We start from the raw sequence: 13,172 nt of genomic DNA on the forward strand, positions 1-13,172 counted from the left end.
TAAACATCCACCAGTCAAGTCACTTAATCATTTAACAATTTAGCTTTTCAGTATTTTCCCCACTTGATATAAGTTTCCAGGTCTTTATCTCCACGACCGGATAGGCTGATGACTACTACATCCTCAGCATTGAGGCTCATCTGGTGTAGCGCTCCGATGGCATGCGCAGATTCAATGGCAGGAATGATGCCTTCCAAACGACTCAGCAGTATTCCGGCTTTCATAGATTCATCGTCAGTGACACTGTAGAAAGTACCGCGTCCTGTATCAAAAAGGTTGGCATGCATGGGGCCAATGCCCGGATAATCCAGTCCGGCAGAGATGGAATGAGGTTCAGTCACCTGTCCGTCATCCGTTTGCATCAGCAAAGTACGACTGCCATGCAGTATTCCGGGCTTACCCAATGCGGTGGTGGCAGCAGAACGGCCGGAGGCCACGCCTTCACCGGCTGCTTCTACGGCTACGAGTTTAACTTCTTTATCGTCAAAATAATGGTAATAAGCACCGGCGGCATTGCTTCCGCCACCCACACAGGCAACCACATAATCGGGGTTTTCCGAGCCGGTTTGCTCTTTCAGCTGCCACTTCATCTCTTCGCTGATCACCGACTGAAAGCGGGCCACCATATCAGGGTAGGGGTGAGGACCTACGACGGAACCGATAATGTAATGGCTATCTTTAGGATTGTTGATCCAGTGGCGCATGGCCTCGTTAGTAGCGTCTTTCAACGTTTTACTTCCTGATTCAGCAGGAATGACTTCCGCACCCAGAATGCGCATGCGCTCTACATTGGGCTTTTGCCTTTGCATGTCCACCGAGCCCATAAACACTTTACAAGGCATGCCCATCAGTGCACATACGGTAGCAGTAGCTACACCATGTTGCCCGGCACCGGTTTCCGCAATAATGAATTTTTTGTTCAGCTTTTTGGCCAAAAGAATCTGCCCGATGGTGTTATTCACCTTATGCGCTCCCGTATGGCAGAGGTCTTCTCTTTTGAAGAATATTTTGGCGCCAAACTTTTCAGAGAAACGCTCTGCGAAGTAAAGTGGCGTAGGACGACCTACATAATCTCTGAGCAGCTTACGAAACTGCTGCTGAAAGTCTGCATCGTTGATGATTTGCAGGTAGTTTTGCTGCAATTCTTCAATATTAGGATGCAGCATCTCCGGGATAAAAGCGCCGCCAAACTGGCCGTAATATCCTCTTTCGTTAACATTATAAGGGCTGTGCTGAATATCTTTTACTTCCATTATGAATTTAAAATTTTACCCTGAATTTATTTCAGGGTCTTAATTAAATATTGTTCAGTAAACGATTTGAGCTAATTGCTATATTAAGCTTGAAAATTACTGATTTTTCCGGCGGAATTGAAACGGTACTTTCTCTGATTTCCTTTCATCTCTGCCGTATAGCTTATCTTTAAGTTTTTGTACCAGATTCACATCTTTAAGGCCGGGTTCTATTTCAAAGCGACTGTTGACATCAATGGCGTGAATATTAAAGAAAGAGAGTTCTCTCAACTGAGGTACATTATCCAGGCTGATGCCTCCACTCAGGAAAAAAGGGATTTCCTGATCATAAGACCGTAATTGTCCCCAGTCAAATGTTTCCCCATTGCCACCCGGATGTTTACCGGCGGTATCAAAAAGAAAAAAATTGACATGAGGTTTATAGGCTTCTAACTGGGCAAAATCAAAATCCTGCTGGCCTATACTGAAGACCTTAATCACTTTGATTCCTGCTTTTTTGACTTCTTCGCACTGTTCAGGGCTTTCCTGTCCATGCAATTGCAGAAAGTCTAGCTGATATTTTTTAGCCTGCTTCAGCATTTCTTTCGTAGTAGCATTGACGAATACACCTACTTTTCTGATTTGTTTGGGAAGCTGTCTTACATCTTCAGGCTTGAGGTCGTCCGCCATGTAGCGGCGAGATTTTTCGTAGAAGATAAATCCCAGATAATCAGGTTTCATCTGCGCCACTTTGTGCATGTTGTGCGAAAATTTCATTCCGCAGACTTTGAGTTTTATTCGTTGGTTTGCCATCACTTCTCAACCTTACTTATACATTTGATAGTTCAGCCCACGTCAGATTTGTTGGATCAAAGCTTTACAGGCCGCTGCCGGATCATTTTGCTTCATAAAATATTCACCTATCAGAAATCCCTGATAGCCATGTTCAGTCAGTATCCGAATGTTCTCCACATTACTGATACCACTTTCTGAGATTTTGACCGTTTCTTTGGGCATCATCTCAGCTAAATCAATGGAAGTCTGAATACTTACTTCAAAAGTTTTGAGGTTACGATTGTTAACTCCTACGATGTTTAAGAAAGGAGCAATTGTATCGTTAAGCGCTGTTTGCTGTAACTCCTCAGCATTATGCACTTCCAGCAGCACTTCCAGACCTAATTCACGGGCAAAAGAAGCCAGTTGTCTTACCTCTTCAGGACTGAGAATAGCAGCGATTAACAGGATGGCATCTGCTCCTATGGCTTTGGCTTCGGTGATCTGGTAAGGATCAATGGTGAAATCTTTGCGCAGGATTGGACAATCATTATGCTGGCGAGCGATCTTGAGATTTTCGTCGCTGCCGTTGAAAAAATCAATATCAGTGAGTACTGAGAGGGCAGCAGCGCCAGCCTGTACGTAGCCAGTAGTAGTTTGCATCACATCGGCTTCTGCGTTAATCACACCTTTTGAGGGCGATTTGCGCTTAAACTCAGCGATGATAGCCGGTTGCTTTTTTCGCAATTCCTGTGACAGAGAAAAAGTTTGTCGCTCAAAGAGCGGACTTTTTTGCAGACTTGCTTCAGTTTTTTCAGCCTTACGCTGGGCTATCTCTTCCTTTTTCCGGACAACAATCTTATCCAGTATATTCATAGGGTTTGCTTCTTTTGTAAGAGCATCAAAGTTAAGCAGCAGGCTTGTTCTATGCTATACATATTGGTATTTATTGAATTTTTTAAAGGGATGAATGATTAAATTGTTGAATGGCTAAATGGCTTTAATAATTTAACCATATAACAATTGAGTAAAGTGCTTTCCTGAAAAGATCAACAGAAGTCATCCAAAGTGCAGGGAATTATTTTAACTTTGGGCTTGCTAATTGAATACAACATAAGCCCCATGAGTATGACAAACCATAACATCAAAGTTACTTCTGAGATTGGAAGATTAAGGCGTCTTTTGATACACAGCCCCGATGCCGGTATTGGCAAGATAGTGCCTCGTATCAAAGAGCAGTTGCTTTACGACGATATCGTGTACCTGGAAAAAATGCAGCAGGAGTATGGCGAATACCTGAAAGTACTACTCTGTTTTCTGGATCAGGACAAGATCAAAGGTAAAGCCAATGACCCGGCCTATCAGGAAGCGTCGCGCAACAACAGCTTTGATTCGGATTATGTGCTGAAGGTAGAAGAAATGCTAACCCGCATTCTGCACAATGAGGATGTAAAATATCTGCTCATCCCTTCAGTTTGTGCGATTGAAAAATGTGGTCTGCGCACTCAGAAAAGATTGCTGGAAATGCCTCCTGCTGAGCTTGCCAATACTTTGATCACCGGTATTTTGAAAGATGAAGATGGGAAAGAAGGTTTTATCTTTGCGCCTATTCCTAACCTGATCTTTACCCGCGATATTGGCATTACTATCCATGATCATATTCTGCTGAGCAAACCTTATGAAGATGCCCGCGATCGGGAAGCTTTGCTCTTTAAGTACATCGCTCACTTTGAATTACTGAAACAAACTACCAGTCAGCAGCCTGACGAACTGGCCCAGCAGGTGATAGAATTGCAGGAGCCTAATCCTTTTTTCCTGTCTAGCGAAGAAGAAATACAGGACAAAATGGTTACGATAGAAGGTGGCGATGTGATGATGATCAGTCCAGGTCACGTATTGGTAGGTTTGAGCGAACGCACCTCCATAGCCGCGGCAGACCGTTTGGTAAATGAAGTTTTCCGAGACAATCTGGTTAAAAAAGTATCGGTGATCAAGATTCCTCGTCGTCGTGCCTATATGCATATTGATACGGTGTTTACGCAGGTCAAAAAAGATACCTGGATACTGTTCAGCCCTTTTTCTAAGAAAGAAATGCTGGCCAAGCAGAGTAAGTTTGATTTCAGCGGAGCTTTGAGCGGGAAACACAGTGAGCCGGTTTACAATGTTAAAATCACCCAGTTTATTCGTGTGGACGAGGGAAATGAGAAGTTTAGTGTAAATATCAACCAACTGCATTATCTGGATGATCTGATGGAGCAAATTAGCAAAGAAGATTTCGGAGCACAGCACTGCGAAATCATTCCCAGTGCCGGAGGCGAATTCCCCTACAGTGAGCGTGAGCAATGGACCGATGCCTGTAATTTTCTCGCCATCCGAGAAGGAGTTGTCATTGGTTATGACCGCAATGTGAAAACCGAAGAAGAATTTAGGAAGCGGGGCTTTGCGGTGATGCGCTCTTCAGAAATCATTGAGCAGGTAGAAAACGGTAAAGATATAGACGAGGTTGTAACCGGAGATACGCTGATCCTTTTGCCTTCCGCGGAGCTTTCCCGAGCACGGGGTGGTACGCACTGCATGAGTATGCCTCTGCTCAGAGATGATGTACTTGTGATAGTGTAAGAGTGTTATATCGTGTTATAGTTCGCAGTGTTATGGTTCATAAATTATATTTTCAATGGAACACTCTCACTATAGAAAAGTATCTACCATAACACCATAACACCATAACACCATAACACCGCATTAATTTTCAATCTGCAATCTTCCAATATGTAATTATATGCAACTCACTGATACAATTCTCATGATCAGGCCGGTTAAATTTGGCTATAATGCCGAAACGGCTGAGAATAACCTTTACCAGAAAAAACTGGAAACTCAAAGCCCTGCTGAGATACAGCAGGAAGCTTTGTCAGAATTCAATCAGTTTGTAGACAAACTGAAAAATGCCGGAGTGAACGTCATTGTCATAGACGATACGGTAGAACCTACCAAAACTGACTCTATTTTCCCCAACAACTGGATTTCTACCCATGCAGATGGTACAGTGGTTACTTATCCTATGTGGGCAGCCAGCCGGAGACTCGAAAGGCGGGAAGATATCATTGATGCATTGCAGGGTCAGGGCTTTCAGGTGGCACGCAGGCTTGACTATTCCAGCTTTGAAGCCCAGGAGCAATACCTGGAGGGCACCGGCAGTATGATTCTGGACCGGAAGCATCAGATCGCTTATGCCTGCGTATCGCCCCGGACCCACAAAGATCTGTTTGCTGCTTTTTGTAATAAATTTGGTTACAAGCCAGTGATTTTCAATGCCTCTCAAACTACGGAGGGAGGTAGTTTATCTGAAATCTATCATACCAATGTGATGATGAGTGTGGGAGAGGATATCGCAATCCTCTGCGATGAAGCCATCAGAGATACTAAAGAACGTGAGGTGGTGATTCAGACGCTGAAAGAGACAGGAAAGGAAATCATCCATATTACTGAAGAGCAGTGCAATCAGTTCGCCGGCAATATGCTACAGGTGAGAAACCAGTCAGGTCAAAAAATCTTGGTGATGTCAGAACAGGCTTATCGTTCATTGACAGAAGAACAGATTAAGCAGATTGAAAAGCATACCAATATTCTGTACAGTCCACTCTATACGATTGAAACCTGCGGAGGAGGTAGTGCCCGCTGCATGATGGCCGAGATTTTTCTACCTAAATAAAGAGGCAATGATTTCCAACTGAGTAGCTCGTTTAGGTGTCTTTCTGATACTCAACCCAACAAAAGGTATATGAGAAAGCGCTACGAAAACCTTTTATTGCTGCTCGTACTTATTCTCACTATTTCCTGTGAGTCGGATGAGATCAATTTTGCGAAACCTGTACAGGGGGAATGGTATCAGGAGGCAGGTGAAATGGAGAACTCAAACCTGTCTTTCAGAAATGAAATAATCTTCAGAAACAACGGAACCGATGAAGAAGTCTATCTGGTAGTGGAAACTGCTAATCCCGAACAAATCATGGGTTATCGTAGCCTCCTGCTTGGAGAATATGAAGTGACAGACAACCGCCTCAGAAGATTTAATACAGAGCAGTACGGTCTTGACGATGAAAGCGATTATCTGAATCGTGAAGCATTGACATTAGAAAGTTCGGACGTAGGTATACCGGAGGTAGAACTTTCTTTTAACAATTCTGCAGACCAACTAACTTTTGACTACTGTCCCGGTGGTCCATGTCCTGGTTTTGCTTCTTATATTGAGTTTCAGGTTTATTACAGACAAAAATGAGTCAATATGAAGAAGTTTTTTCTACATAGCATCTTAACTGTAATGCTTTTCGTATTACTGGGTTGTTCGTCAGAAGATGAATCTTATGAATTATCAAATCGTGTAAATGCCAGCACCTTTACCCTAAATACACCCGAAGGATGGACTTTAATAGAAGACCAGGGCATAGACACCTACATTGGTAGAATTGCTGGTCCTGAAGATACCATTTATTTTGATCAGGGATATCTTAGTTTTGGTAGTCTTCAAAACGTTATCAAGAATGAGCAGACAATCTTTTTTCAGAGATTAAAAATCAATGATGTGCCCTCCATTATTCATAAAGAACGAAGGCAAGGTGATTTGGATGGAGAAATAAGGCTCTCTGTCTATCTTGATGCAGGTGATGGACAAAGATTAAACAGCTTATATGTATTTGACCCCAAAGATGAAGCATTGATCATCAAAATTTTCAAGACGCATCAATTTACTTTTTGACTACCTTTTACTCGGTAATCACGCTCAATTCTGCGGCTTTTACACCATTTTGTCCATCTGTGATTTTGGTAGCTACAAATTTCACAAAGCGACCTGACTTGGTTTGGAAATTGATTTGCTGCTCTATGGGATTATTGCGAATGTTGGAAAACTCGCCCTCAGCCAGGGCCTTTCCCCAGTTTTTGCCATCCTCACTCACAAATACTTCATAGTTGGAAACAATACCTGTCGCATACCGGCTCTGATCGGGCAGATAGGTTAAACCTTTCAGGCGATAGCTTTCTCCCAGATCAACGATCCATTCAGCGGGAAAGTCTACATCTTCTACGCCCCATTGGGTAGAAGCTTTGCCATCCCAGATGGCGTTCACTTCTTCAGCTTTGCCTTTAGGCTTTATCAGTTTCCAGTCAGCCTTGCTGATGTCAAAATCTACTGAAGCTACCGGGCTGCTTTTTCCGGTTTGAGCATCTATGATGATAGCCTTTACCGTTCCCTTTTGTGCAAAATCAAATGCTTCGGTGTAGGGGGTAGAAGAGGCGGTAGGCTCCTGACCGTTGGTGGTATAATATACCTTGGCATCCTGATCGGGAGAAATGATCTCCACTACTCCTTCTTTGTTTCTCAAAACCCGTGGCTCGCTCAGCACTTTAGGGGCTCGGTACAGTTCCAGGTTGGAAATCAGCGGACAAGCTTTGGATTCATCAATAGTGAAACGCACTTTGGATACCTCCACATCAGGAAAACGAAGAATACGTTTGTAACCAATGGTGGTTTCTTCAGCAATAGGCTTCCATTTACCATCCTGTAAACCTTCTACGGTAAAAGCTTTCACCCTTTGGCCCAGCGGAATGTATTCCTGTACCAGAAAACGGTTGATAAAAGTGGGTTCACCCAGATCAATGGTGAGGGAAGCAGAAGTTACACCATCGTCAGTAGCCCAGTAAGTTTCTTCATCTCCATCATTTACCTTGTTGGCAGCGTAAGCATCTCCTCCATTTCTGACCTGACTTGCCTCTATAGATTTATCAAGTGCCAGGTTATTGGCAAAATCTTTTTTGATCTGCTCAGCCAGTTGCATCACATGGGCTGAGTCCTGTTCATGAATAAGTCCTCGGGTATCTACCGGAAAGTTGAGCAGAAAAGTACCGTTACGACCTATGCTGTGATAATAAATATCCAACAGTTCGGGCAAAGTTTTGACCTTATGGTCTTCCGATTCATGATAGTACCAGCCGGGGCGAGTAGAGGTATTGACCTCTGCAGGCAGCCAGTGGGTACCATCCTCATGGCCGGAGCGCAGCTCCAGATAGCGGGGCCATCCGGGCCAGGCTTCGTCACGGCGCAGCAGGCTCCAGTTGGTTTTGTTGGCAAATCCTTCTTCTGTACCCACCCAGCGTACATCCGGTCCGGCATCGCTAAAGAGTACGGCCATTGGTTGCAGTTCTCTTACAATCCTGTAGGTATTTTCCCAGTCATAATAGGTTTTGCGATCAATCTTACGTTCTTCATTAGCACCGCCATAATATCCGTCGCCACCGTTGGCGCCATCAAACCAGACTTCAAATATATCTCCGTAATTGGTCAGCAACTCTCTCAACTGATTCCTGAAATACGTCAGATATTCAGGCTTGCCATAGTCAGGATGATTTCTGTCCCAGGGCGAAAGGTAAATGCCCATTTCCAGCCCGTATTCATCGCAGGCTTCTCGTAGTTCTTGTAGTACATCCCCTTGTCCATTCTTCCAGGGAGAGTTTTTAACTGAATGCTCGGTGTATTCCGACGGCCAGAGGCAAAAGCCATCATGATGCTTGGCAGTGAGGATAATACCTTTCATACCCGCTTTCTTGGCTATTCTGGCCCATTGCCGGCAGTCTAGTTGAGTAGGGTTAAACAGCTCAGGCGATTCATTGCCATAGCCCCATTCCATATCGGTAAAGGTGTTCATATTAAAATGGACAAAGGCATAATACTCCAGATCCTGCCAGGCCAGTTGGCGCTCGGAAGGAACAGGACCATAAGGTTCAGGTGCCTGCGCCCATAGGGCAGTAGAAATTAAGAGGCAAAAGGATAGTAATGAGGCTATATGTTTCATGTCTGTATGACGGCTGTAGTAGTTTAATATTAAGGAAGATGGAAAATTAGTTATAGAAGCTTAGAAAATAAAACGCAAGGGGAAATTGAGAAGATAGTTTAACCCAAAAGAGTCTTTCCAAGAGGGATGAGCTTACTGATTAAATAGCTTCGTAAGTCTCTTTAAAAATATCAGGCTTACAGGGATAATATTCTCCTTTTACTCCTCTGATGATATAATCTCCCGGACTAATATTGTAGCTACTGCCTTCCAGGGTTTTCACTTTGAAACCATCATCCATAAGAAAGTGGTCTTCAAAACGATCTCCAAAACTTTCACACCAGGCTTTTACAGTTTGGTGATCGGCATCCTTCCACTGAATGGCATCAATGATTACCGGCTTTTTTCTGTATTTCATCCTAATATTTTTGATAAGGTGGTGAAATTAGCAGCTTTTACGCAAAATTTTTACTTTCTACTAAATATCAATATGCGTAAGATTTTGCATTTCCAAGTACATATTTTTTAAGCATACGCTTATCTCTTTCTAGAGTTTATCAGCATAAATGGATATTAAGCAGCAGATTTTTAATGGTATTTTGGATAAGTGATAATCATACTTTGATGCGTTATATTTTTAGGTTATTGGTTCAAATTTACGCACAAAGATGAAACAATAAGAATACGCAGTCTTCTTCCTAAATATTGCAGTTTAAGTGAGAGCTTCCTTGAAAAAAGAGAAAACAATACGAACGTAGCTTAGCCAATCCCATCGCACCACAACTTAGAAGCTGCCTACCTAACTTTCGGAATCATTAAAATTAAGCGCTGAAGAGCACTATGGTAAAGACAAAGTGCTGAATCAGCATTGCCTCTACTTCAAACCACGAATGCATGTTGATGAGTAAGAAAAGAATTTGTTTGCTGTGCCTCTGTTCATTTTTTATGATGACCCACGATCTACTGGCACTTGATGAGTGGACTACTTTCAAAGAAGAAGAAACTTACAGTATCAGCTACCGCCGGGTGCATTGTGATGACATTATGAACGGTGTCGCGTTTTACTTTTTCGCCATCCGCCTGGAAAATAAATCCGATAAGGAGCTCAACCTACAGTGGTACAGCAGTCCTGAAAGTGACAGTGATGAAAATTATGTCAGCATCATACTGGCTCCGGGAGAAGTGATGCAGGGAAACTGCGGCAGCTATGCCAATAATCATCTGATGGTACTGGCCAGTGCCAGGTCAGCCGCGCCTTATTTCACTGATTTCAAATTTTACCTCCTCTAGCCAATAGCCGCTCATGCAAAGTACATTGACCAGGATATTAGCAATATTTGTCATTTGGCAAACCAGTCTATCGCTGCAAGCACAGCAGTTCACCATTACTTCCGATAAAGAAAGCGGAAGCTGTGGCAATCAGCATGTAAGCTTTGAAGCAGGCTTTATTGAGGTAGGCACAACCTATTCATTCGATTCAGGACGTATGCCGGACGACTGGTCCTCCAGCCCTTATAATCTCGGGCAAGCCTGCTCAGGCATCTTTTCCGATACTCCTGACAATTCTGATTATTTCTGGGCAACCATTAATGATAGTAACGGACAGCGATTTGTAGCTACCAATGACCTTAATGTAAAAATAGGAGGGCAAATTACTTTCAGCATGCGCTTTGGAAGAGATGATCCCAGTAGCGGTTGCGAGAATCCTGATGAACCCAGCGAAGGAGTGTACCTGCAATATTCTACCGATGGAGGATTACATTGGAGCACTATAAAATACTGGGTGCCTTACCAGATTGGTACCTTATCTCCCGAGGGTGTAGACCTCTATAGCTGGACACAATTTTCTGTAGTCATACCGGAAGAGGCAAAGACAACGAGCACGAGATTTCGCTGGTTCCAGCCTTCCAATTCAGGCTCCAGCTACGATAACTGGGGAATGGATGATATTTCGGTTTTGGTGCTGAAAGAAGCACAGTCATATCAATGGGATATTGGTGATGGTCAAATTTATGAAGCGCAGGCGCTGAAAACTCTTTTTGAAGTAGAAGGTCCCAAAAACATAAGCTGTACAGTGACAGACACTGAAGGGGCGATCTACTCCAGTGCAATAACTTATGATGTAGTAATTGATGAAGAAGCTCCGGAAGCGAGTACTAAAGATTACTTTTTGATACTGGATGAAGATGGCCAGGCAGAATTAATTGCTGACTACCTGGATGGAGGGAGCAGTGATAATTGTGGTGAGCTTACTTATTCGGTAGATAAAACAACTTTTACCTGTGATGATCTGGGAGAAAATACAGTTACCCTTACAGTAAGTGATAATGCCGGAAACTCATCTTCAGCCGCGGCCAAAGTTACGATTTATGATTTTACTGCCCCACAAGTTATTACCAAAGACATTACTATACAATTAGATAAAGAGGGTAAAGCCAGTGTCAGTGCCGAGCAAATTGATGGTGGTTCTATAGATGCTTGTTCTGGCAGGCTTACCCTCAATCTAAGCAAGTCAGAATTTGGTATTAAGGATTTGGGTGAAAATTCAGTTACGCTTACTGCTACAGATGAAAGTGGAAACCAGGGTAGAGCTACTGCCATTGTTACCGTGGTAGATATAACCGCTCCCGAAGGTTACGCTGTTTCCTTTGATGAAAGTGTCGTTAATCTTGAAAACCAGACGACGCTCAATTTTACCATTGAGAGAGCTGAGCCGGGAAGCATTTACGAGTATTCCATACAAACTAGCAATGGAGCAACTTTGGTAAGTGGGATTGATAGTATCAAGACAACAACACAAAAAGTAAGTGCAGTTGATGTAAGTAGTCTTGCCGATGGTAAACTTATACTTTCTCTAAGTCTCACGGATGCTTCAGGAAATACTGGAGAAGTAACTACTGACGAGATTTACAAAGATTGCAGCAGACCTACAGTGAGCATTACTACCAGTGAACATGATCCAGTCAAAGAGGCATTTATTGTCAACATACATTTCAGCGAAGCTGTAAGTGACTTTACTACCCATGATTTGGTTTTAGAAAACGCGACTGCTTCGGAATTACAGCTAAAAAGCGCTCAGCACTATAGCCTGAGCATACAGCCAAATTCAGATGGGCTAGTAAGCTTGGAAATAGCTGATGGTGTAGTAATAGACGCAGCATCTAATCCTAATCTGGCTTCTGAATTGTTGAGCAAAACTTATGATAGCACTGCGCCAGAAGTGAGTTTGTCAGCCTCAGCAAATGTGTTCAACGCTGCTTTTAACATCAATATAGATTTTAGCGAAGTAGTTACTGACTTTTCAGCAGAAGATATTAGTGTCAGCAATGGTACAGTTGCACAGCTACAAACAGATAACAATCAGAATTTTGTAGCCCAAATTGTAGCTGAGCAGGATGGTGAAGTAACAATAGCCATTGCTGGGGCAGTTACGCAGGATGTAGCTGGAAACGTAAATCTGCCTTCTTCCGAAAGTCTGATTCTGCTTTATGACGCTACTCCTCAAAAAACCATAGTGGATATTGTCAGTGTAGAGTCTGTGCCAAGTATTCAAGTTCCTTTTGCCACAAGCATTGCCTCAGTAGAGTTTCCCGAAACGGTAACTGTCAACTGCTCAGATAAAACACAGAAGTCATTTGAAGTAAGCTGGATTACAGATGATTTCAATACCCATGAAGCAGGAACATATACCATTGAAGGTCAGCTAATACTGGAAGGGTGTACCAATACCCAAAACATCAAAGCCCAGCTTGAGTTAGAAGTTGCTCCAAATCGTGCTCCTACACTGATTATACTTTCTGCCAATACCTTTAGTCCGGTTATTACACAGGATGAGGCCATTGCCAGCCTCACTACCCAAGATACAGATGATGATGTGCATCAATATGCGCTGGTAGAAGGTGAGGGAGCTACAGATAACGATCTATTTGTAATTCTTGGAAATGAACTTTTCCTAAGTTCTGATAACGGACTGTCAGGACAAAAAAGCTTTTCTATCCGGGTACAAAGTGCTGATGCATATTCCAATACTATAGAAGCTGTATTTACACTTAGCAAAACGCCTTACGAACAAACAGAGCCGATTAATTTTGTCAATACTTTTTCGCCCAATGCTGATGGTATCAACGAACTATGGTTGGTTCCTGACCTTAAGTTTTTTGATGATGTATTGATAGAAGTATATGATCGTTCGGGCAGAAGAATTTTCCAGACCACTGATCCTGAGCAGGGCTGGGACGGAAGCAATAACGGAAGCATCCAGAAAGGCAGTTACTACTACATCATTACGATCAACGATATTCAACTGAGCAAACGCGGCGTGCTGAGCGTCATCAAATAG

11 protein-coding genes are annotated in these 13,172 nt (G+C 43.0%); 6 read left to right on the forward strand and 5 right to left on the reverse strand.

All coding sequences use genetic code 11. From position 1 onward, the window contains the following. Window positions 1-47 precede the first annotated feature (47 nt). From trpB to trpC, 3 genes are all read right to left on the reverse strand, one after another. The gene (gene trpB, locus WJR50_RS13085) at window positions 48-1,253 is read right to left on the reverse strand and encodes a tryptophan synthase subunit beta (RefSeq protein ID WP_341293733.1); all 1,206 of its coding nucleotides are present in this window, start codon (window positions 1,251-1,253) and stop codon (window positions 48-50) included. Window positions 1,254-1,349: 96 nt separating this feature from the next. After that, window positions 1,350-2,009, reverse strand: a complete 660-nt coding sequence (locus WJR50_RS13090; RefSeq protein ID WP_341293734.1) for a phosphoribosylanthranilate isomerase — start codon at window positions 2,007-2,009, stop codon at window positions 1,350-1,352. A 78-nt stretch (window positions 2,010-2,087) separates the two neighbouring features. After that, window positions 2,088-2,882: an indole-3-glycerol phosphate synthase TrpC gene (trpC, locus tag WJR50_RS13095; protein ID WP_341293735.1), complete on the reverse strand. Its 795-nt coding sequence runs from the start codon at window positions 2,880-2,882 to the stop codon at window positions 2,088-2,090. A 252-nt stretch (window positions 2,883-3,134) separates the two neighbouring features. Here trpC and WJR50_RS13100 point away from each other — a divergent pair, with 252 nt between their 5' ends. From WJR50_RS13100 to WJR50_RS13115, 4 genes are all read left to right on the forward strand, one after another. Continuing rightward, window positions 3,135-4,625: an arginine deiminase family protein gene (locus tag WJR50_RS13100; protein ID WP_341293736.1), complete on the forward strand. Its 1,491-nt coding sequence runs from the start codon at window positions 3,135-3,137 to the stop codon at window positions 4,623-4,625. Window positions 4,626-4,785: 160 nt separating this feature from the next. After that, window positions 4,786-5,718, forward strand: coding sequence for a citrulline utilization hydrolase CtlX (gene ctlX, locus WJR50_RS13105; RefSeq protein WP_341293737.1), 933 nt, complete (start codon window positions 4,786-4,788; stop codon window positions 5,716-5,718). A gap of 69 nt (window positions 5,719-5,787) precedes the next feature. Next, complete coding sequence (locus WJR50_RS13110) at window positions 5,788-6,285, forward strand: hypothetical protein (RefSeq protein WP_341293738.1); 498 nt, start codon at window positions 5,788-5,790, stop codon at window positions 6,283-6,285. Window positions 6,286-6,291: 6 nt separating this feature from the next. Continuing rightward, window positions 6,292-6,762 (forward strand): hypothetical protein, encoded by a 471-nt coding sequence (locus WJR50_RS13115; RefSeq protein ID WP_341293739.1) that lies wholly within the window; start codon window positions 6,292-6,294, stop codon window positions 6,760-6,762. A 7-nt stretch (window positions 6,763-6,769) separates the two neighbouring features. On the opposite strand, the gene WJR50_RS13120 is transcribed toward WJR50_RS13115, so the two are convergent. Beyond that, a complete protein-coding gene (locus WJR50_RS13120) occupies window positions 6,770-8,854 on the reverse strand; it encodes an alpha-L-fucosidase (protein ID WP_341293740.1) in 2,085 nt (694 codons plus the stop codon). A 139-nt stretch (window positions 8,855-8,993) separates the two neighbouring features. After that, window positions 8,994-9,251 (reverse strand): hypothetical protein, encoded by a 258-nt coding sequence (locus tag WJR50_RS13125; RefSeq protein ID WP_341293741.1) that lies wholly within the window; start codon window positions 9,249-9,251, stop codon window positions 8,994-8,996. Window positions 9,252-9,778: 527 nt separating this feature from the next. Here WJR50_RS13125 and WJR50_RS13130 point away from each other — a divergent pair. Both WJR50_RS13130 and WJR50_RS13135 read left to right on the forward strand, forming a co-directional pair. Further along, the gene (locus tag WJR50_RS13130) at window positions 9,779-10,123 is read left to right on the forward strand and encodes a hypothetical protein (RefSeq protein WP_341293742.1); all 345 of its coding nucleotides are present in this window, start codon (window positions 9,779-9,781) and stop codon (window positions 10,121-10,123) included. A 13-nt stretch (window positions 10,124-10,136) separates the two neighbouring features. Further along, complete coding sequence (locus WJR50_RS13135) at window positions 10,137-13,172, forward strand: Ig-like domain-containing protein (RefSeq protein ID WP_341293743.1); 3,036 nt, start codon at window positions 10,137-10,139, stop codon at window positions 13,170-13,172.

Source organism: Catalinimonas locisalis, from assembly GCF_038039535.1.
Taxonomy (GTDB): Bacteria; Bacteroidota; Bacteroidia; order Cytophagales; family Cyclobacteriaceae; genus Catalinimonas.